This is a genomic window from Serratia sp. CY33525 (genome assembly GCF_052169115.1).
GTDB classification, from domain to species: Bacteria; Pseudomonadota; Gammaproteobacteria; order Enterobacterales; family Enterobacteriaceae; genus Serratia; species Serratia sarumanii.
Genome location: NZ_JBJNLK010000005.1, coordinates 102,990 through 123,439 on the forward strand (window position 1 = coordinate 102,990; position 20,450 = coordinate 123,439).

Consider the following 20,450-nt stretch of genomic DNA (forward strand, 5'->3'; position numbering starts at 1 on the left):
GATTGTTAGCCAGTTAATCTGGTCGGCATATTCAAATTTCCTGACAGAGGGATGTGATGGCCAGAGATCGGGCGCTCACGCTTGAGGCGCTGAGAGTGATGGACGCGATCGACCGGCGCGGCAGCTTCGCCGCGGCCGCCGACGAATTGGGCCGGGTGCCGTCGGCGCTCAGCTACACCATGCAAAAATTGGAAGAAGAATTGGACGTGGTGCTGTTCGACCGTTCGGGCCACCGCACCAAGTTCACCAACGTGGGGCGCATGTTGCTGGAGCGCGGGCGGGTGCTGCTGGAAGCGGCCGACAAGCTGACCACCGACGCCGAAGCGCTGGCGCGCGGTTGGGAAACCCACCTGACCATCGTCAGCGAAGCGCTGTCGCCGCCGAGCCTGCTGTTTCCGCTGGTGGACAAGCTGGCGCTGAAGGCCAACACCCAGGTGTCGATTTTCACCGAGGTGCTGGCGGGCGCCTGGGAACGGCTGGAGCAGGGGCGCGCCGACATCGTGATCGCGCCGGACATGCACTTCCGCGCGTCGTCGGAGATCAACACCCGCAAACTGTACAAGGTGATGAGCGTTTACGTCGCCGCGCCGGATCACCCGATCCACCAAGAGCCGGAGCCGTTGTCTGAGGTGACCCGCGTGAAGTACCGCGGCATCGCGGTGGCGGATACCGCCCGCGAGCGCCCGGTGTTGACCGTACAGCTGCTGGATAAACAACAGCGCCTGACGGTGAGCACCATCGAAGACAAACGCCTGGCGCTGCTGGCCGGGCTGGGGGTGGCGACCATGCCCTACCCGATGGTGGAGAAAGATATCGAAGCCGGGCGGCTGCGCGTGGTGGGGCCGGAATACAGCCGCGAAGCCGATATCATCATGGCCTGGCGGCGCGACAGCATGGGGGAGGCGAAGGCCTGGTTCCTGCGCGAAATTCCGCGCCTGTTCGCACAGCGTTAACGCCGGTTGGATGACATCCCCTTGCCGGGCGGCAAGGGGATTTTTTTGCCTTAGCCGAAGCGCTGGTCGCGGCCGTGCGGCTCGTCCAGATCCTGCGCCGGCCCGATGGAAATGATGCCGTGCGGGTTGATGGTGGCGTGGCTGCGGTAGTAGTGGTTGCGAATGTGCGGCAGGCTGACCGTCTCGGCGATGCCCGGCATCTGGTAGATGTCGCGCAGGAAACCGTACAGGTTCAGGTAGTCGCTGATGCGGTGTTTGTCGCACTTGAAGTGGGTGACGTACACCGGGTCGAAGCGCACCAGCGTGGTCCACAGACGCAGATCGGCTTCGGTCAGCCGATCGCCGGTCAGGTAGCGGTGCTGCCCCAGGATCTGCTCCAGGCGTTCGAGCGCGCTGAAGACCCCGCTGACCGCGTCGTCATACGCTTCCTGGCTGGTGGCGAAACCGGCCTTGTACACGCCGTTGTTCACTTGATCGTAAATCCAACCGTTCAGCTCATCGATTTTGCCGCGCAGATCGGCCGGGTAGTAATCGCCCGCGCGGGCGCCCACGCCGTCAAACGCGCTGTTGAACATGCGGATGATATCGGCGGATTCGTTGCTGACGATGGTTTGCTGCTGTTTATCCCACAGCACCGGCACGGTTACGCGCCCGCTGTAGTGCGGATCGGCACGCAGGTAGATCTGGTACAAGAAGTCGGCGTGATACAGCGGATCGCCGGTGGTTTCAGGAAAATCCTGGCCGAAGGTCCAGCCGTTTTCCAGCATCAGCGGGTGCACCACCGAGACCGGAATGATCTGCTCCAGCCCTTTCAGTTTGCGCATCAGCAGCGTGCGGTGCGCCCAGGGGCAGGCGAGGGAAACGTACAGGTGATAACGGCCCGCTTCGGCCTGGAAGCCGCCCGCGCCGTGTTCGCCCGGCTGACCGTCGGCGGTCACCCAATTGCGAAACTGAGCGGTTGAACGTTTGAAACGGCCGCCGGTAGATTTCGTGTCATACCAGATGTCTTGCCAAACGCCATCGACGAGTTGTCCCATGGGAATCTCCTTGGTGTCCGAGTGAAAAGCGACAGGGCCCGGCATGCCGGGCCCTGAATGACAGTTTAGATTACCATTTCTTGTTCAGAAGACGGTCGATGCTAAAGCCGCCAGGGCCTGCGACCGCCAACACGATGAAGCCGCCGGCGATGGTCAGGTTTTTCATGAACATCAGCTGGTTTACGCCTTCCGCAAAGTCAGTGTGGAACAGCAGCGCGGTCAGAATGGTGAAACCGGCAGTGAACAGCGCCACGGTACGGGTCAGGAAGCCGAACAGGATCGCCAGACCGCCGCCAAATTCCAGCAGGATGGTCAGTGGCAGCAAGAAGCCAGGCACGCCCATCGATTGCATGTACTGTTGGGTACCGGCATAAGCGTCACCCATTTTGCCGTAGCCTGCCACGATAAACAGGATTGGCATCAGAATACGAGCAACCAACAAACCTGTATCTTCTAATTTTTTCATCATCTACTCCAACGTGTTTTTGTGTGCCTGTTCGGCGGTAGTCATATCAACGGGCGGCGTAGCGGGTCTCTTACCCTGTCCGCTCCGTCTCGAATTGATGGAGTGAATGTTAAGCGGGAAGTGCTCAGGTTGTTAGCAAGTAAAACTGTCGTAATTTTTCAAAAAATCTGAATCTTTAGCGTGCTAATAAACTGACGCTTGTCAGCAGGTTGCCCGGCCCTCGGGATAAGCAGCGCTGTTTTAGGGGGAAAGCGAGGGCGGAGCAACAGGATGTTTGAAGGAAAAGCGCGGGGCTTACTTGGCGGAGAAGGTCTTTTTAAACAGTCGGATAGCGCTCCAGGCGCCGAAAGCGCGGCGCGACCAGCGGATCATCTTGCTGGGGTGGCGGATGCCGTACAGCGCCATGACGCTTGAACCGAGCACCAGATAGCGGCGCAGGCCAAACACCGTCTGCCAGCCGCGGTCGATGCGTTCGGTCTTTTCCAGCCATAAAGACTTGTGTTCGGCCAGATCCAGACGCTGTTGCTGGATCTGGCGAATCAGCCTCTCTTTTTTCCATTCCAGATAGCGGCGGCGGCTCATGGCTCGCGCTCCAGTTCGGCACGATCGAGTTCCAGCTGCTTGCGCGTGGCGCCGAGCAGCGTGGTGCGACGGGCCTTGACCAGCGTCCAAATGGTGCCGACCACGACCAGGAACAGCAGCACGCCGGTCGTGGCACCCAGCGCCATCAGCCGATAGACCGGATCGATGGCCCAGAAGATCAGGATCAGCAGGCTCATCAAACCGAAGGCGGTAAACAGCAGCGTCATACCGGCCATGATCAGCAGCTGAATGAGGTTGGCTTTCTCCTCTTCCAGCTCGACCACCGCCAGCCGGACACGGGTTTCCACCATGCCGACCAGGATCGTGATGATGCGCTGACCGATATCCAGGACCCCTTTAGCGGGGCCCTGCGCGCGCACTTGCGGTTGTTCAGCCATGATTAACGACGCGCGAGCAGCACGCCCAACACCACGCCGACCGCCGCGCCGATGCCGATGCCGGTCCACGGGTTGTCGCGCACATAGTCGTCGGCCTGGCCGGCGATCTGCTTGGTTTGCGAAGCCAGCTTGTCACCGGCGTCGCTCAGGCGAGCGCGGGTCTCTTTCAGCGCGCCTTCCGCCTTCGAGCGCAGCTTCTCCAGCTCGGCTTTCGGCTTGTCGGTAGAGGAGTTCAGCACTTCCTCCAGCGTATCGGCTAAGGACTTCAGTTCAGCGCGTAAGTTTTCTGCATTTGAATCATGTGCCATGTGATTATTCCTTAACGTTTATTTCGACAGACTTTTAACATAGCGGATTTTTTCGCCGGAGCAAAGGGGTGATTGCCAGCAGATAACACCAGGCATCAATCCAATATGCTTAATAAATCCCGTGTGATGGGGCTCTCATCGATAAATCCGCTGGTACAAAAAAATTATTCCGCCTGAGCGCGTTTCAGCTCAGCCTGCGCTTCCGCCAGCTTCTGCTGCTTCTTGGCGACCTTGTCCAGCTTGCCGGTTTGCTGCGCTTCTTTCAGCTCCTGCCGGCGTTCGTCGACCTTGCGCTGTTTCTCCGCGATATTTTTCTGGCGTTCGGCCTGCAGGCCGGCTTCGGTACAGTGAGTCTGCACTTCGCTCAGCGCTTTTTTCAGCCCGTCCACGCGGTGGGTGTTGCCGTGCTGGGTGGCATAGTCGATTTGCTGCTGGATGTCTTGCGCTTTGGCGGCGCAGCCGCCCTCAGCGGCCGAAGCGAGGGCCGGCAGCGTGCAGAGTGGCAACAGCAGTAACAGTGAATGGCGTAATTTCATCTTTCAGTTCCTTTTCATGGGATGCCTGAACAGGCACCCGCTTTCCTGACTGCCGAAGGCGGCAGCGCGAGAGGAGGGCGTTCATCGCCGGCTGAAGTTACCCTTCAGCATAGTCATGAAACCGGCGCGCCCCCAAAGAATCAGCCGTGACTCGGTGCTGACTGATTAATTCTTGAGCTAATCGGTGCGAATGAAAATGAAAATAATGCAATGAAAGGAAACCCCTTCATATGAAGGGGGATTATCCCAGATTGAGTGGGGAACGCGCAAATTCGCGTACCCAATGCGACGGCACGGGGGACTCGCTCAACGCGATGTGGTAACCGGGCGGCAAAATGGTTTGCAGCGCTTCGCGCGCCAGCAATTGCTGCTCCGGCGAATCCAGACGGATGACCAGGCCATCGCCTTCCGGCGTGATGCTTTTGATGCGGATGCCGCGCTCATCCAGGCGCTGGTAGACGTAAAAACCGTCGGGCAGCGACAGCCCTTGCTGGCTGGCGCGAATGCGCAGCTCGCTCTCGGTGCGCACCATGCAGGGCACCAACAGCGTCGCCAACGCCAGCAGGGCGAGCGCGATCATCAGGACGTATTGCCAGCGCGGGCGCTTTGCTGTCACGCCCCTTTCCCCGGGTTCTGGCTGCTGGCGCGTTTCTTGCGCCACAGCACGATCAACGAGCCGATCAACCCGACTACCAGCAATACCAGCGGCAACATCATCAGGCAGAACATCAGCTGATCTTCATACTTGCGGAACACCGGGGTTTTGCCCAGCGCGAAGCCCAGCGTTGTCAGGATCAAGACCCACAGCAGGCCGCTCATCCAGTTGAAGAACTGGAAGCGCGCGTTGCTCAGGCCGGACAGGCCGGCGATGGTCGGCAGCAGGGTGCGCACGAAGGCCAGGAAGCGGCCGACCAGCAGGGCGGAAAGCCCGTGGCGGTGGAACAGGTTGTGAGCGCGTTGATGGTAATGGGCCGGCAGGTGCGAAAGCCAGCCTTGCACCGTTCGCGTATTGCCGAGCCACCGGCCCTGTATGTAGCTGACCCAGCATCCCAGGCTGGCGGCGACGGTCAGTATGACGATGGTCAGCGGGAAGCCCATGGTGCCTTTGGCGATCAGCACGCCGACCAGGATCAGCAGGCTGTCACCCGGCAGGAAAGCGGCCGGCAGCAGGCCGTTTTCCAAAAACAGAATCATGAACAGCAGGATGTAGAGGGTCCACACCAACGAAGGGTTCGCCAGCGTCTCAAAATCCTGCTGCCACAGGGCATGTATCAGTTCTTTAATGATGTCCATCCGGTGTTCCTAAAACGTCATTGTTTATTTTTATCTCAGCGGCGGAACGGGCGTGGGCTGAAAGCGCGCGGCGATCCTGAATGCTGATAACGATGAAACGGCGTTGCTTTAAGGTTTTTAGCGGTGCGACACCGGTCATAGGTGATAAGTCAGCGTGCCACGGTACTGCATGTTACTTTCTTTCCAGCCGGCCTGCCGACTCTGTTGCCTGGAGGCGTCCAGCATCCAGTCGACCTGGGCAAGCCGGTTGGGAGCCGGAGTGTCCTGGCGGGGGAAGCGAATTCGGTAGCCCGGCTCTGCGGCCAAGGTATAGACCGGCGCCGGCAGGGAGGATGCGAGCAGCGAACCGGGGAAAGAGTGCGCTCTGGGCAGCAGCAGCGGCAACTTGCCGGGGGCTTTGCGGCGCGCTTCGGCCGGTGCCCGATACACATGATCATAGGGGGAAAGCGCCGGCTCCGCCAGCAGCGGCAGGCTGCTCAGCGCGCTGGGGGTTGGCTTGGGTGACGCCACGCATAGCTGTTGGCCGGAGACCGAACCGGTCCAGCAAAAAACAGCAATCAGCATGGCAAACAACCAGCGCATTTATTCGCGTCCCGCCCCCGCAGCAATGGGTAAAAAAGTGGGCTAACTCTACCAAAATAGCACGATTGGCAACAGGGAAATCTACGTTGCCGACGGTGAAATAGTACACGGCAAACGGCGGTTCCGGCATCGATTCAGCGGATTTTACATTACCTGACATAAGCCGACGGTTTTTGACCGCCGTGGCTATTTCGGTTCGTGGCTCACGCCATCCAGATGCACCACCGGATTCTCGGCGAACAGATAGCGGTCGGCATTGTATTCGAAATCGTCGCTGGTGGCGTTGAACAGCATCTGCTTGGTGTTTTCCAGGTGTTGCCACATCGCCAGTTTGGCGGCGTAAGGATCTTTGCGCATCAGCGCCTTGAGGATCTGATCGTGATCGTCGCACCAGCTGGCGATCGAACGTTCGTCGATATGTTCGTGCAGTTTCTTCCAGTAAGGGTTGTTGACCCGCTGCACCCACATTTTTTCCACGATGGTGGCCATGGCGGTGTTCTGGGTGGCCAGCGCCACCTGCACGTGGAACTTCAGATCCCACTGAGAGTCGCGAAAGCGATCCTCTTTGCGGGCGTGCTCCTGGATCTCCATCAACTGCACGATATCTTGCTTGGTCACCTGGGTGGCGGCGAATTCGGCGATGTTGCTTTCGATCAGCTGGCGCGCCTGCAGCAGCTCAAACGGGCCGGCGGTGGCGAACTCGATGCTGTCGCCCGGCACCACCAGGTGTTTTTGCTGGTTGGACACCACGTGGATCCCGGATCCCTTACGCACGTCCACATAGCCTTCCACTTCCAGCATGATGATCGCTTCGCGCACCACGGTGCGGCTGACATTCATCTCTTCGGCGATGTATCGCTCGGCCGGCAGCTTGTCGCCCACCGGGTAGCGGCCGCTTTCGATGCGTTGTTTAAGCTCGGCGGCCAGTTGCTGATACAGGCGTCTGGTTTCAGTGAATTCCATAGTGAATGCTCTATACGGTGCGGTGGGAAGGGGCGCGTGGCCATCGGATTTGTTATACCACTTATTCGGCACCGCTGCCAGAGGAGCAGAAGGCCCGGCGCGGCGGCCGGGCGGCGGGATCAGCTGCGCGCCGGAGACGGCTGCAGCGCGGCCGGTTGCGCTTCGGCGGCCGGGCGGTTTTGCAGCACCGTCCAGATGACGATGGCGCCGAGAATATCGAAGACCGACAGCGCGGCGAACAGCGGGCTGAAGCCGAGAGTGTCCGCCAGGGCGCCGACCACCAGCGCGAACAGCGTGCTGGCGGTCCAGGCCGCCATGCCGGTCAGGCCGTTGGCGGTCGCCACCTCATTGCGGCCGAACACGTCGGAAGAGAGGGTGATCAGCGCGCCGGACAGCGCCTGATGGGCGAAGCCGCCGACGCACAACAGCGCAATAGCCGCGTAAGGGCTGGTGAACAGGCCAATCATGCCGGGGCCGATCATCAACACCGCCCCCATCGTCACCACCAGCTTGCGCGAGACGATCAGATTGACCTTGAAATACTTCTGGAACAGCGGCGGCAGGTAGCCGCCGACGATGCAGCCGAGATCGGCGAACAGCATCGGCATCCAGGCGAACATGGCGATCTCTTTCAGGTTAAAACCGTAGGCCTTGAACATGAACAGCGGGATCCAGGCGTTGAAGGTGCCCCAGGCCGGCTCCGCCAGAAAGCGCGGCAGCGCGATGCCCCAGAACTGGCGGTTGCGCACGATCTGCCAGGCGGACATTTTTTTGGCGTTAGAGGTCTGGTGCTGCGCCTCCTGGCCTTCGAGGATGTAACGGCGTTCTTCCTGGCTCAGTTTCTTCTGATCTTTTGGGTGTTTGTAGAACAGCAGCCAGCAGATGGCCCAGATCAGGCTCAGCACGCCGGTGATGATGAACGCCATCTCCCAGCTGTGCGCCACGATGGCCCACACCACCAGCGGCGGGGCGATCATGCCGCCGATCGACGAACCGACGTTGAAATAGCCGACGGCGATCGAACGCTCTTTGGCCGGAAACCACTCGCTGCTGGCCTTCAGCCCGGCGGGGATCATCGCCGCCTCGGCCATGCCGACCGCGCCGCGCGCCAGCGCCAGGCCGCCCCAGCTGTTGGCCAGCGCGGTGCCCATGCAGAACAGCGCCCACAGAATGGCGAACATGGCGTAGCCGACCTTGGTGCCCAGCACGTCCAGCACATAGCCCGCCACCGGCTGCATCACGGTGTAGCAGGCGGAGTAGGCGGCGACGATGTAGGAATACTGTTGGGTGGTGATGTGCAGCGTATCTTCCAGCGTCGGCGCCGCCACGGCGATGGCGTTGCGGGTCAGGTAACCCAGCACGGTGCCGACGGTCACCAGCCCGATCATGTACCAGCGTAACCCTTTAATTTTACGCATCCGAAATGTCTCCCCGTTTGAAGGTATGGCCGACGATGCGGCTGGCGAGACAATAACCTGTCATACAGGTTTAAAAGTTGAGTGATATCACAAAAGGAATTATTCGCCTGAGCGATACTGTCGCCGATGAAATAGCGCATTTATGGCGCAAGTTTGCCGTAAAAACGAGCAGAAAAGGGGTTGAGGGACAGCAAAACGGCAGGCGTCGAGAAAAATATGCTGGACGCTCATTGAAATTGGTGTGATAACTTTTGTGATTCGATCCCCATGCCGCACGGCAAGTAAGGTAAGGAGCCCGAGATGGCGACGTTTTTGAGCGAAGATTTCCTGCTGGACAGCGAATTTGCCCGGCGTTTGTATCATGACTACGCGGCGGACCAGCCGATTTTCGATTACCACTGCCATTTGCCGCCGCAGCAGATCGCGGAGAATACCCGCTTCAGCAACCTGTACGATATCTGGCTGCGGGGCGATCACTATAAATGGCGGGCGATGCGCACCAACGGCGTGGCGGAGCGGCTGTGCACCGGCGATGCGGGCGATCGCGAGAAATTCGACGCCTGGGCCGCCACGGTGCCGCACACCATCGGCAATCCGCTCTATCACTGGACGCATCTGGAGCTGCGTCGGCCGTTCGGCATCACAGGAACGCTGCTGTCGCCGGCCACGGCGGATGAGATCTGGCAGCGCGGCAATGCGCTGCTGGCGCAGGATGAGTTTCGCGCGCGCGGCATCATGCGGCAGATGAACGTGAAAATGGTCGGCACCACCGACGATCCGATCGACGATCTGCGCCATCATCGGGCGATCGCCGACGATCACAGCTTCGATATCAAGGTGTTGCCGAGTTGGCGGCCGGACAAGGCCTTCGCCATCGATGCGCCTGGCTTCAACGACTATCTGCGGCAGCTGGAGGCGGCGGCGGACACCGCCATCGGCCGCTTCAGCGCGCTGTGCGACGCGCTGTACAAGCGCATGGATCACTTCGCCGCCCACGGTTGCAAGGTGGCCGATCATGCGCTGGACGTGGTGGTGTTCGGCGAGGCCGACGAAGCGGCGCTGGATGCGATCCTGCTGCGCCGCCTGAACGGCGAGCTGCCGACCCCGGAACAGAGCGCCCAGTTCAAAAGCGCAGTGCTGCTGTTCCTGGCCGGCGAATACCGGCGCCGCGGCTGGGTGCAGCAGTACCATATCGGCGCGCTGCGCAATAATAACAGCCGCATGCTGGCCGCCGTCGGGCCGGATATCGGCTTCGACTCGATCAACGATCGGCCGCTGGCGGAGCCGCTGTCGCGGCTGCTGGATGCCCAGGCGCGGCAGGGCGGCCTGCCGAAAACCATTCTCTATTGCCTCAACCCGCGCGATAACGAAGTGATCGGCACCATGATCGGCAATTTCCAGGGGGAAGGCACGCCGGGCAAGATGCAGTTCGGCTCTGGCTGGTGGTTCAACGATCAGAAGGACGGCATGCAGCGCCAAATGACGCAGCTGGCGCAGCTCGGGTTGCTGAGCCGCTTCGTCGGCATGCTGACCGACAGTCGCAGCTTCCTGTCATATACGCGGCATGAATACTTCCGCCGCATTCTTTGCCAGATGATCGGCCGCTGGGTGACGGACGGCGAAGCGCCGGCGGATCTCGCGCTGCTGGGTGAGATGGTGAAAAACATCTGTTTCGACAACGCAAAAAACTATTTCGCCATTGAACTGGCGTAGCCGTTATCCGGGACCGGTTTATGCAAAGTACGATAAAGATTCACGAGCAGGATAACGTGGCGGTGGCGCTGCGCGATCTGGCCGCCGGAGAAACGGTTGAGCTGGACGGGGAGCGTGTTCAACTGGCGCAGCCGGTGGCGCGCGGGCACAAGTTTGCGCTCGGCCCGATCGCAAAGGGCGAGGACATCATCAAATATGGCCAGCCGATCGGCCACGCGCTCGCGGCCATCGGGCCTGGGGAACATATCCATTCGCAAAACGCCAAAACCAACCTGAGCGATCTGGACAGCTACCGTTACCAGCCGCAGTTCCCGGCGTTGCCGCCGCAGGCGGCGGATCGCGAGGTGCAGCTGTACCGCCGGGCCGGCGGCGACGTGGGGATCCGTAACGAGCTGTGGATCGTGCCGACCGTCGGCTGCGTCAACGGCATCGCCCGCCAGATCCAGCAGCGCTTTTTGCAGCAAACGCAGGCGGAGGGGATCGACGGCGTGCATCTGTTCAGCCATCCGTTCGGTTGCTCGCAGCTGGGACAGGATCATGCCAACACCCGCATCATGCTGCAAAACATGGCGCGCCATCCCAACGCCGGCGCGGTGCTGGTGATCGGGCTGGGGTGCGAGAACAATCAAGTGGAGGCCTTTCGCGCCACGCTGGGGATGGCGGACGAGCGGCGGCTGCGCTTTATGGTGTGCCAACAGCAGGACGACGAGGTGGAGGCCGGGCTGGGGCTGCTGCACGAGCTGTACCGTGAGATGCGCCACGATCGCCGCGAGCCGGGCCGCCTGAGCGAGCTGAAGTTCGGCCTTGAGTGCGGCGGTTCGGACGGATTGTCGGGCATTACCGCCAACCCGCTGCTGGGACGGTTTTCCGATTATGTGATCGCCAATGGCGGCACCACGGTGCTGACCGAAGTGCCGGAGATGTTCGGCGCCGAGCGCATCCTGATGAGCCGCTGCCGCGATGGGGAGACTTTCGACAAAACCGTCGACATGATCAACGATTTCAAACGCTATTTCATCGCCCATCAACAGCCGATTTATGAGAACCCGTCGCCGGGCAACAAGGCCGGCGGCATTACCACGCTGGAAGAGAAATCGCTCGGCTGCACCCAAAAAGCGGGCCTGAGCCAGGTGGTGGACGTGCTGAAATACGGCGAGCGGCTGCGCGTGCCGGGGTTGAATCTGCTCAGCGCGCCGGGCAACGACGCGGTGGCGACCAGCGCGCTGGCCGGCGCCGGCTGCCATATGGTGCTGTTCAGCACCGGGCGCGGCACGCCGTACGGCGGCTTTGTGCCGACGGTGAAGCTGGCCACCAACAGCGAGCTGGCGGCGAAGAAACCGCACTGGATCGATTTCGACGCCGGCGGTCTGGTTCACGGGGTGGCGATGGAGACCTTGCTCAGCCGCTTCGTCGATCTGATCGTCGAGATCGCCAACGGCCGTCCGGCGCGCAATGAAGCCAACGATTTCCGCGAGCTGGCGATCTTTAAAAGCGGAGTGACGCTGTAAGGCTGACAAAAAAGGCGCTCGAAAGAGCGCCTTTGCAATGCAGCCAGGGTGGGATTAACGCACCTTCAGCGGGTCTTCGTTCGCCAGCCGCTGGTCTTCCGCCTGGCAGGCCGCGGCGGTGAACAGCACGTCGGTGGAGGAGTTGAGGGCCGTTTCCGCCGAATCCTGCAGCACGCCGATGATAAAGCCGACCGCTACCACCTGCATCGCCACGTCGTTCGGAATGCCGAACATGTTGCACGCCAGCGGGATCAGCAGCAGCGAGCCGCCGGCCACGCCGGACGCGCCGCAGGCGCAGAGGGCGGCCACCACGCTCAGCAGCAGGGCGGTCGGAACGTCCACCGCGATGCCCAGCGTGTTTACCGCCGCCAGCGTCAGTACGGTGATGGTGATCGCCGCACCGGCCATATTGATGGTCGCGCCCAACGGGATGGAAACCGAGTAGGTGTCCTCATTCAGGTTCAGCTTCTTGCACAGCTCCATGTTCACCGGGATGTTGGCGGCCGAGCTGCGGGTGAAGAAGGCGGTTACGCCGCTCTCGCGCAGGCAGGCGAACACCAGCGGATACGGATTGCGGCGGATCTTCCAGTAAACGATCAGCGGGTTGAGCACCAGCGCCACCAGCAGCATGCAGCCGATTAACACCATCAGCAATTGGGCGTAGCCCCACAGCGCGCCGAAACCGGTTTCCGCCAGTGTGGAAGCCACCAGGCCGAAGATGCCGAGCGGCGCACAGCGGATCACCGCGCGCACCACCAGCGTGACCGCATGGGACATGTCGTTGATCAGCCCCTTGGTGGTTTCGGAAGCGTGGCGCAGCGCCAGCCCCAGCCCGACGGCCCACGCCAGAATACCGATGTAGTTGGCGTTAATCAGCGCATGGAACGGGTTGGCCACCACGCTCATCAACAGGCCCTTCATCACCTCCACAATGCCGCCCGGCGGGGTAATGTCCGTCGCGCCGGTGCTCAGCGCCAGCGTGGAAGGGAAGATAAAGCTGACGACGACCGCCACCAGCGCCGCGGCGAAGGTACCCAGCAGGTAGAGGAACAGGATCGGGCGAATGTTGGTCTTCTGCCCCTGTTTATGGTTGGCGATCGAGGCCATCACCAGCACCAGCACCAGCACCGGCGCCACCGCCTTCAGCGCGCCGACGAACAGGGAACCGAGCAGGCCAACGGCGGAGGCCGCCGCCGGCGAAACCAGCGCCAACAGAATGCCGGCCACCAGGCCGACCATGATTTGTTTGACCAGGCTACCCTGCGTGATCTTTTGTAGTAGTTTTTGCATAGTGCTTTCTTCCTGATGTTATCTGGCCGCCGCGGCGGGAACGACGCCGGGTGGCTTTATATGATTCTGTAACTAAGTGTGTTTGCCGAATCAGTATTCAGCAATCGAATGATGTTGGAAAGAGGCGAAGGTGAAATTCTAAGCGCGGATCAACACTTGATAACATACTGGTTACATTTGTGTGATCGCAATAACGTTTGGCGTTTTGGGGGAATTGCCAAACAATCACGGGGCGACTAGCGCCCCGGATAACAGATTATGGTTGTTTATTCGCCAGGCGATCGTTGCGACGGTTGACCCAGGCGTTAATCAGCAAGGTGAGCGTCAGGATGCCCGCCACCACGCCCAGCGATACGCCGATCGGGATGTGGAAGAAGTCGATAATCAGCATCTTGATGCCGATAAACACCAGGATCACCGACAGGCCGTATTTCAGCATCGAGAAACGCTCCGCCACGTTGGCCAGCAGGAAGTACATGGCGCGCAGGCCCATGATGGCGAACAGGTTGGAGGTCAGGACGATGAACGGGTCAGTGGTCACGGCGAAGATCGCCGGAATGCTGTCCACCGCGAAGATCACGTCGCTCAGCTCTACCAGGATCAGCACCAGCACCAGCGGGGTGGCGAACAGGATGCCGTTGCGGCGCACGAAGAAGCGCTCGCCTTCCAGGTTGTCGGTCATGCGCAGGTGGCTGCGCAGCCATTTCACCAGCGGCTTGTCGCCGATCGCCGAGTCATCTTCCTTCGCCAGCGCCATTTTGATACCGGTGAACAGCAGGAAGGCGCCAAACAGGTACAGCAGCCACTGGAACTGGCTGACCAGCCAGCTGCCGGCGAAGATCATGATGGTACGCAGCACGATCGCCCCCAGCACGCCGTAGATCAGCACCCGCCGCTGCAGGTTGGCCGGCACGGCGAAGTAGCTGAACAGCATCAGCCAGACGAACACGTTATCCACCGCCAGCGCTTTTTCGATCAGGTAGCCGGTGAGGAAGGCCAGCGCCTGGGTATCGGCGACGGCGCGCCCGGCGGTTTCATTCAGGTAGTACCAGAAACCGAAATTGAACAGCAGGGAGAGGCTGACCCACACCAGCGACCAGCTGGCGGCCTGCTTCATAGACATGGTGTGCGCGCCTTTACGGCCCTGCAACAGGAGATCGATTGCGAGCATCACGACTATGACGGCGGCGAAGCTGCCCCATAACCACGGTGTGCCAACGGAATTCATCATCAGAGGTATCCTTCAAAAACAAAAACGGCCAACGTCGGAAGTCGCCAGCCGCTCTGTGAACGCTGCAAGCAAACCTCGCCTTCCGGCAAGGTCTCACTTACAACGTTGATGAAGGTGGTTACACCTTTGACATCAGGTTGCCCGGTAACCGGATGCTTGCGCATCGTAATGACGATTGACCGGCAATGAAGTTACTCCCCTTTGCAGAGCAGAAAGTAATGCAAAATGTGTCGGCGGTCAACGTGAATCGCGTTAGCCGGCCATCGCTTTTTGCGCGCCGAGGCTGACGACGAATCCCTGCAGCAGCAGGCGGCTGAACGGCGTGTCGCTAACCTGTTGTTGTTGCTGTTGATAGCGGGCTTGCTGCTCAGGATGCAGTTCGCCGAGCCACTGCAGATACTGGCTCATTACCGCGCCGTTGAATTCCGGGTGGAACTGGGTGGTCAGGGCGTGATCGCCATAGCGCAGGATCTGGTGCGCGTCCTGCTGCGAACGCGCCAGCGTCTGCGCGCCGGCGGGCGGCGTCAGCACGCTCTGCGAGTGGATAAGATTGGCCTTGAATCGCGGCGGCAGCAGGGTGAGCCGCCGATCGTCGGCCGCGGCGGGCAGCAGTTCGATCTCCAGCGTGCCGACCTCCATGCCCTGCGGGTGATAGCCCACTTCGCCGCCGAGCGCGTAGGCCAACAGCTGGTGGCCGTAGCAGACGCCGAACAGCGGCAGTTTGATCGCCATCGCCTGACGCAGCCATTCGGCGGCCGCCTCGCTCCACGGCAGCCGTTCGGTCACCATCGCCGGCGAGCCGGTGATGACCACGCCGCAATAGGCGGCCGGCGGCAACGGCCGGTCGCCGGCGGGCAGATGCACGATGTGCGCGCGTTCGGCGTCGATGTTGCCCTGTTGCAGGAACATGCCTTCAAAGTTGGCCAATTCCTGACGAATGGCCTGCGGCGCGTCGCCGGTTTGCATCACGAGCAGCGGTTTCATCTCATTCTCCGTCGGCGGGGAAGACGACGCCGGTCTGGCGGCGGATGTCGGTCAGCAGGCGGGCGACGATCAGCGAATTCTCCAGCCCCGGATGTTCCACCTGACGCTGCTCAACCAGCTCGGCGAAGGCCAGCGCTTCATACAGCATGGTGTTGATGTGCTGCGTCTGGCTCAGGTCCTGCCGGTTGCCGCCGCGCGGCGTCAGCGCCACGCCCTGACACTCGGAAATCTTGTCGATAATCAGCGTGCCTTCTTCCCCCTGGATTTCGCTGGGGATCGCCGAGTCGCTGACCTTGGAATGGGAAAGCGTGACGTCGAAATCGCCGTAGTTCAGGCAGACGGTGCCGTGGGCGTCCACGCCAGTATCCAGCAGCGTGGCGCTGGCCAGCACCGACTGCGGCGCACCGAACAGCGCTACCGCGCTGGCCAGGCAGTAGTAGCCGATGTCCATGATCGAGCCGTTGGAGAACTGCGGGTTAAAGGTGTTGGGATTCTCGCCGGCGAGATAGCGCGGATAGCGCGAAGAGTATTGGCAATAGTTGATAAAGGCTTTGCGCAGCCGGCCGACTTTAGGCAATGCCTGCTGCAGCGCCAGGAAATTCGGCAGATAGGCGCTTTTGAACGCCTCGAACAGCACCACCTGGTTTTCCCGCGCGCAGGCGACCAGTTGTTCCGCTTCGCGCTGGTTGGAGGCCAGCGGTTTTTCGCAGATCACGTGCTTTTTATGGCGCAGGAACAGCAGCGATTGCGGGCAGTGCAGGGAGTTGGGGCTGGCGATATACACCGCGTCTATGGCGTCAGACTGCGCCATCGCCTCGAGCGAGTCGAAAAACTGCGTGACCTGATAGTTGGCGCCAAACGCCTGCGCCTGTTCCAGCGAGCGTGAATACACGGCGCTCAGCTTGAGTTTGCCGCTTTCATGGGCGGCATCGATAAAACGTTCCGTAATCCAGTTGGTGCCGACGACGGCAAAGCGAATCATGGCGAGCTCCGGTCCAGGCCTAAAACCGCAGATTATCACGCCCTCACTCGCTATGCATACAGCTCGCCGAACAGCGAAAGGTGCGTCAGATACAGCCGGGTGTCGAACTCCAGCTGGTGGTAATCCGGCTCCATATGGCAGCACAGGCTGTAGAACGCCTTGTTGTGATCTTTCTCTTTCAGGTGCGCCAGCTCATGCACCACGATCATGCGCAAAAAGGGTTCGGGCGCGACCTTGAACACCGTCGCCACGCGGATTTCCGCCTTGGCCTTCAGCTTGCCGCCCTGCACGCGCGAGATGGCGGTGTGCAGGCCAAGCGCGTGCTTCATGACGTGGATCTTGCTGTCGTAGGCCACCTTGCTCAGCGGCTGGGCGTTGCGCAGATACTGGTTTTTCAGATCGACGGTAAACTGATACAGCGACTTGTCGGTGGTGCAGCCGTGCACCTGCGGGTAGCGCTGCAGCAGCACGTCTCCCAGCCGATTCTGATGGATCAGTTGCTGCACCTGGCTTTGCAGATGCGTTGGGTAGCCTTGCAGGTAGGTCAATTCAGACATTCTTGTTCCGTATCAACGGCCATTCAGTCGGTCATTCTATGCTGTTTTTTCGCTCAAATCCTGGCATACGCAATTTATCCGAAAAAACATTTTACTGACGGGCGTTTTTAGGGGATAAACAGCCCAAATTTTATCAGTCAGGAGGGGCAATGAGCCAACTCGATCTGGGAACACAGCAACTTGAGCTGGAGCGTTATCCCCAACAAGAAGAATCCACCCAACTGCAGGCGTGGGAAGCGGCGGACGAATATCTGCTGCAACAGCTTGAAAACGTAGATATCGGCGGCCGTCCGGTGCTGATTTTCAACGATAACTTCGGCACCCTGGCCTGTGCGTTGCACGCGCATCGCCCTTACAGCGTCAGCGACTCCTACATGAGCCAGCTGGCGACGCGCCACAACCTCAAGCTCAACGGGCTGGATCCCGAGCAGGTTACGCTGCTGGACAGCCTGGCCGAGCTGCCAGCGGCGCCGGCGGTGGTGTTGATTCGCGTGCCGAAAGCGCTGGCGCTGCTGGAGCAGCAGCTGCGCGCGCTGCGCCACGTCGTGACCGAAGACACGCTGATCGTCGCCGGCGCCAAGGCGCGCGACGTGCACACCTCGACGATGCAGCTGTTTGAAAAGGTGCTGGGCCCGACGCGCACCAGCCTGGCGTGGAAGAAAGCGCGCCTGATCTTCTGCCAGGCGTCGGACATCGTCCCGCCGGCGGCGGCGGAAACCACCGACTGGCCGCTGGACGGCACCGATTGGCTTATCCATAACCACGCCAACGTCTTCTCGCGCGGCAGCCTGGATATCGGCGCGCGCCTGTTTATGGAGCATCTGCCGCGCGGCCTGAACGGCCATATCGTCGATCTGGGCTGCGGCAACGGCGTGATTGGCCTGACGGCGCTGGCGCAAAACCCGGAAGCGCAGGTGACCTTCGTCGATGAATCTTACATGGCGGTGGCCTCCAGCGAACTGAACGTGGAGCACAACCTGCCGCAAGAGCTGGATCGTTGCCAATTTGAGGTGAACAACGCGCTGGCGGGCATCGAGCGCGAAAGCGTGCAGGCGGTGCTGTGCAACCCGCCGTTCCACCAGCAGCACGCCATTACCGATCACACCGCCTGGCAGATGTTCTGCGACGCCAAGCGCTGCCTGCAGGTGGGCGGCGAATTGCGCATCGTCGGCAACCGCCACCTCGACTATCACCAGAAGCTCAAGCGTCTGTTCGGCAACTGCACGCTGGTGGCCTCGAACAAGAAGTTCGTGATCTTGAGAGCGGTGAAATCCGGCGCGCGTCGCTGAGCGTGATGACCAAGGGCGCTCAGCGCCCCTCATGCTGTTGACAAAGGGGGAAAAAGCGTGGTTTTTCCCCCTTTGTGGTTATCAGCCGAAAATCAATAAATTGATTTTCCTTGTTTTCTATTCGCTGCTCTCTGCCACCCGGCATGGGGATGAGGTTTGTCATCAATGTCAGGGGCGCTGTGCGCCCCTTTTTTACAGCGCCATCGCCAGCCGCGTCCCCTGATCGATCGCGCGGCGGGCATCCAGCTCGGCGGCCACGTCGGCGCCGCCGATCAGATGCACGGTTTTCCCCATCGCCAGCAGCGGCTGCTGCAGCTCGCGGCGCGGTTCCTGCCCGGCGCAGATGACCACCGTGTCCACCGGCAGGCAGCTGTCCTGCTCGGCGCGGGTGATGTGCAGCCCTTCGTCGTCGATCAGCCGATAGCTGACGCTGTTGAGCATCTTCACGCCGCGCATCGCCAGGCTGGCGCGATGGATCCAACCGGTGGTTTTCCCCAGGCCTTCACCCACTTTGCTGGTTTTGCGCTGCAACAGGTAGATTTGCCGCGCGGCGCGCGGTGCCTGTGGCCCTTGCGCCGCCAGCCCGCCGCGCTGCTCAAGGCGGCCGTCGATGCCCCATTCGCGGTTGAATTCCGCCTGATCCAGGCTGCTGGACACGCCGTGCTGGCTGAGGTACTCGGCGGTGTCGAAGCCGATGCCGCCGGCGCCGACGATCGCCACTCGCTGGCCGACCGGTTTTTTATCGCGCAGCACGTCCAGATAGCTCAGCACCTTGGCATGGCCGATGCCGGGGATGTCCGGGGTGCGCGGCACGATGCCGCAGGCGAGGATCACTTCGTCGAATTCGCTTAAATCCGCCGCCTCGACCTTGACGCCCAGCCTGACCGTCACTTCACGCAGCGCCAGCTGGCGGCGGAAGTAACGCAGGGTTTCATGGAATTCTTCCTTGCCGGGGATCTGCTTGGCGATGTTGAACTGGCCGCCGATCTGCTCGGCGGCGTCGAACAGCGTCACCTGATGGCCGCGGCTGGCGGCGGTGGTGGCAAAGGCCAGCCCGGCGGGGCCGGCGCCGATCACCGCCAGCTTTTTCGGTTTCTCCGTCATTGTCAGAGGCATTTCGGTTTCGCGGCAGGCGCGCGGGTTGACCAGGCAGGAAGTCAGCTTGCCTTCAAAAATCTGGTCGAGACAGGCCTGGTTGCAGCCGATGCAGGTATTGATCTCGTCGGCGCGCCCCTCGGCGGCTTTCTGCACAAAGGCGGCGTCGGCGAGGAACGGACGCGCCATCGATACCATGTCGGCGCAGCCTTCCGCCAGCACCTGCTCGGCCACCGCCGGATCGTTGATGCGGTTGGTGGTGATCAGCGGGATGCCGACCTTGCCCATCAGCTTGCGGGTCACCCAGCTGAACCCGGCGCGCGGCACCATGGTGGCGATAGTCGGAATACGCGCTTCGTGCCAGCCGATGCCGGTATTGATGATCGTGGCGCCCGCCTGTTCAACCGCCAGCGCCAGCTGTTCGATCTCCTGCCAGCTGGAGCCGTCTTCCACCAGATCGAGCATCGACAGCCGGTAGATCAGAATGAACTCCGCGCCCACCGCCTGGCGCACCGCCCTGATGGTCTCGACGGCGAAGCGCATGCGGTTGGTGAAGCTGCCGCCCCATTGGTCGTCGCGCTGATTGGTGCGCGTCGTCAAGAATTGGTTGATCAGATAGCCTTCGGATCCCATCACTTCTACGCCGTCGTAGCCGGCCTGCTGCGCCAGCGCCGCGCAGCGGGCGAAGTCGGCGATGGTCTGCTCGATCTCCGCTTCGCTGAGCGCGCTCGGCGTAAACGGGTTGATCGGCGCCTGCAGGGCAGAAGGGGCGACCAGCTTGGGTTGATAGCTGTAGCGGCCGGTGTGCAGGATCTGCAGCGCAATTTTGCCGCCCGCCCGGTGGACGGCTTCGGTCACCGGGCGGTGGTGAGGCAATTGCTCCTCGCTGTTGAGGATCGAACCGCCGCGAAAAACCACGCCCTGTTCGTTCGGGGCAATGCCGCCGGTGACGATCAGCGCCACGCCGGCGGCGGCGCGCTCGGCATAGAACGCGGCCAGGCGCTGCGGGCCGTCGGGCAGCTCTTCCAGGCCAGTATGCATCGATCCCATCAGCACCCGGTTTTTCAGGGTAGTGAAGCCGAGATCCAGCGGCGCCAGCAGGTGAGGGTAATTGCTCATTGCACTCTCCATCGGGTGAAATCGGGGCCCGTTGTTATAATTATGTGAACACAAGTGGTCGGATGAGATAAATCTAGCCGTTGTCGCGCCGCTTGGGAATCTGCGTTGCGCCGAATGTGATAGACGTCATGAATCTCAGACACTGT

General features: G+C 61.2%; 22 protein-coding genes. 5 read left to right on the plus strand and 17 right to left on the minus strand.

Annotated features, from left to right (window positions below; translation table 11 throughout):
* The first annotated feature begins 56 nt into the window (after positions 1-56).
* Complete coding sequence (locus tag ACJ8IM_RS14370) at positions 57-953, plus strand: LysR family transcriptional regulator (RefSeq protein WP_004937113.1); 897 nt, start codon at positions 57-59, stop codon at positions 951-953.
* 50 nt (positions 954-1,003) lie between these two features.
* On the opposite strand, the gene ACJ8IM_RS14375 is transcribed toward ACJ8IM_RS14370, so the two are convergent.
* The 11 genes from ACJ8IM_RS14375 to ACJ8IM_RS14425 all read right to left on the minus strand — a co-directional run bounded on the left by ACJ8IM_RS14375 (position 1,004) and on the right by ACJ8IM_RS14425 (position 8,536).
* Positions 1,004-1,990 carry a glutathione S-transferase family protein gene (locus ACJ8IM_RS14375; RefSeq protein ID WP_033649007.1) on the minus strand — a complete coding sequence of 329 codons (987 nt, stop codon included), beginning with the start codon at positions 1,988-1,990 and terminating at the stop codon, positions 1,004-1,006.
* Positions 1,991-2,060: 70 nt separating this feature from the next.
* Positions 2,061-2,456, minus strand: a complete 396-nt coding sequence (locus ACJ8IM_RS14380) for a DoxX family protein (protein ID WP_004937119.1) — start codon at positions 2,454-2,456, stop codon at positions 2,061-2,063.
* A gap of 294 nt (positions 2,457-2,750) precedes the next feature.
* Positions 2,751-3,038, minus strand: coding sequence for a YqjK-like family protein (locus tag ACJ8IM_RS14385; RefSeq protein WP_004937121.1), 288 nt, complete (start codon positions 3,036-3,038; stop codon positions 2,751-2,753).
* On the minus strand, positions 3,035-3,436 hold the full coding sequence (locus tag ACJ8IM_RS14390) for a phage holin family protein (protein WP_308317425.1): 402 nt from the start codon (positions 3,434-3,436) through the stop codon (positions 3,035-3,037). Before ACJ8IM_RS14390 ends, ACJ8IM_RS14385 begins: the two co-directional genes overlap by 4 nt.
* 2 nt (positions 3,437-3,438) lie before the next feature.
* A complete protein-coding gene (locus ACJ8IM_RS14395) occupies positions 3,439-3,744 on the minus strand; it encodes a DUF883 family protein (protein WP_004937125.1) in 306 nt (101 codons plus the stop codon).
* Between the two features lie 164 nt (positions 3,745-3,908).
* On the minus strand, positions 3,909-4,280 hold the full coding sequence (locus tag ACJ8IM_RS14400) for a DUF1090 domain-containing protein (RefSeq protein WP_033636105.1): 372 nt from the start codon (positions 4,278-4,280) through the stop codon (positions 3,909-3,911).
* A 241-nt stretch (positions 4,281-4,521) separates the two neighbouring features.
* On the minus strand, positions 4,522-4,896 hold the full coding sequence (gene mzrA / locus ACJ8IM_RS14405) for an EnvZ/OmpR regulon moderator MzrA (protein WP_004937130.1): 375 nt from the start codon (positions 4,894-4,896) through the stop codon (positions 4,522-4,524).
* On the minus strand, positions 4,893-5,573 hold the full coding sequence (locus ACJ8IM_RS14410) for a DedA family protein (RefSeq protein ID WP_033654796.1): 681 nt from the start codon (positions 5,571-5,573) through the stop codon (positions 4,893-4,895). The genes mzrA and ACJ8IM_RS14410 overlap by 4 nt, the downstream gene beginning before the upstream one ends.
* 135 nt (positions 5,574-5,708) lie before the next feature.
* A complete protein-coding gene (locus tag ACJ8IM_RS14415) occupies positions 5,709-6,155 on the minus strand; it encodes a hypothetical protein (RefSeq protein WP_033636103.1) in 447 nt (148 codons plus the stop codon).
* A gap of 186 nt (positions 6,156-6,341) precedes the next feature.
* Positions 6,342-7,118 (minus strand): transcriptional regulator ExuR, encoded by a 777-nt coding sequence (exuR, locus tag ACJ8IM_RS14420; protein ID WP_033636102.1) that lies wholly within the window; start codon positions 7,116-7,118, stop codon positions 6,342-6,344.
* Between the two features lie 119 nt (positions 7,119-7,237).
* Positions 7,238-8,536, minus strand: a complete 1,299-nt coding sequence (locus ACJ8IM_RS14425) for an MFS transporter (RefSeq protein ID WP_033636101.1) — start codon at positions 8,534-8,536, stop codon at positions 7,238-7,240.
* A 77-nt stretch (positions 8,537-8,613) separates the two neighbouring features.
* Here ACJ8IM_RS14425 and ACJ8IM_RS14430 point away from each other — a divergent pair, with 77 nt between their 5' ends.
* From ACJ8IM_RS14430 to ACJ8IM_RS14440, 3 genes are read left to right on the plus strand one after another with little or no spacing between them, the layout of a single operon-like run.
* Positions 8,614-8,781 (plus strand): hypothetical protein, encoded by a 168-nt coding sequence (locus ACJ8IM_RS14430; protein ID WP_154067248.1) that lies wholly within the window; start codon positions 8,614-8,616, stop codon positions 8,779-8,781.
* Positions 8,782-8,836: 55 nt separating this feature from the next.
* Positions 8,837-10,249 (plus strand): glucuronate isomerase, encoded by a 1,413-nt coding sequence (gene uxaC / locus ACJ8IM_RS14435; protein WP_033649010.1) that lies wholly within the window; start codon positions 8,837-8,839, stop codon positions 10,247-10,249.
* A gap of 20 nt (positions 10,250-10,269) precedes the next feature.
* Positions 10,270-11,757, plus strand: a complete 1,488-nt coding sequence (locus ACJ8IM_RS14440; protein WP_033654795.1) for a UxaA family hydrolase — start codon at positions 10,270-10,272, stop codon at positions 11,755-11,757.
* A 54-nt stretch (positions 11,758-11,811) separates the two neighbouring features.
* Here ACJ8IM_RS14440 and sstT read toward each other — a convergent pair whose 3' ends face one another.
* The 5 genes from sstT to ACJ8IM_RS14465 form a co-directional block, all read right to left on the minus strand.
* The gene (gene sstT, locus ACJ8IM_RS14445; protein ID WP_033649012.1) at positions 11,812-13,047 is read right to left on the minus strand and encodes a serine/threonine transporter SstT; all 1,236 of its coding nucleotides are present in this window, start codon (positions 13,045-13,047) and stop codon (positions 11,812-11,814) included.
* Positions 13,048-13,303: 256 nt separating this feature from the next.
* The gene (locus ACJ8IM_RS14450; RefSeq protein ID WP_033649013.1) at positions 13,304-14,278 is read right to left on the minus strand and encodes a TerC family protein; all 975 of its coding nucleotides are present in this window, start codon (positions 14,276-14,278) and stop codon (positions 13,304-13,306) included.
* Between the two features lie 252 nt (positions 14,279-14,530).
* A complete protein-coding gene (locus tag ACJ8IM_RS14455) occupies positions 14,531-15,262 on the minus strand; it encodes a glutamine amidotransferase (protein WP_033654793.1) in 732 nt (243 codons plus the stop codon).
* A gap of 1 nt (position 15,263) precedes the next feature.
* Positions 15,264-16,244 carry a Gfo/Idh/MocA family protein gene (locus ACJ8IM_RS14460; protein WP_033654792.1) on the minus strand — a complete coding sequence of 327 codons (981 nt, stop codon included), beginning with the start codon at positions 16,242-16,244 and terminating at the stop codon, positions 15,264-15,266.
* Positions 16,245-16,294: 50 nt separating this feature from the next.
* Positions 16,295-16,801 carry a M48 metallopeptidase family protein gene (locus ACJ8IM_RS14465; protein ID WP_033649016.1) on the minus strand — a complete coding sequence of 169 codons (507 nt, stop codon included), beginning with the start codon at positions 16,799-16,801 and terminating at the stop codon, positions 16,295-16,297.
* Between the two features lie 149 nt (positions 16,802-16,950).
* Here ACJ8IM_RS14465 and rlmG point away from each other — a divergent pair, with 149 nt between their 5' ends.
* A complete protein-coding gene (gene rlmG, locus ACJ8IM_RS14470; protein WP_033649017.1) occupies positions 16,951-18,090 on the plus strand; it encodes a 23S rRNA (guanine(1835)-N(2))-methyltransferase RlmG in 1,140 nt (379 codons plus the stop codon).
* 192 nt (positions 18,091-18,282) lie between these two features.
* Here rlmG and ACJ8IM_RS14475 read toward each other — a convergent pair whose 3' ends face one another.
* Positions 18,283-20,304 (minus strand): oxidoreductase, encoded by a 2,022-nt coding sequence (locus ACJ8IM_RS14475; protein ID WP_101455678.1) that lies wholly within the window; start codon positions 20,302-20,304, stop codon positions 18,283-18,285.
* Positions 20,305-20,450 lie beyond the last annotated feature (146 nt).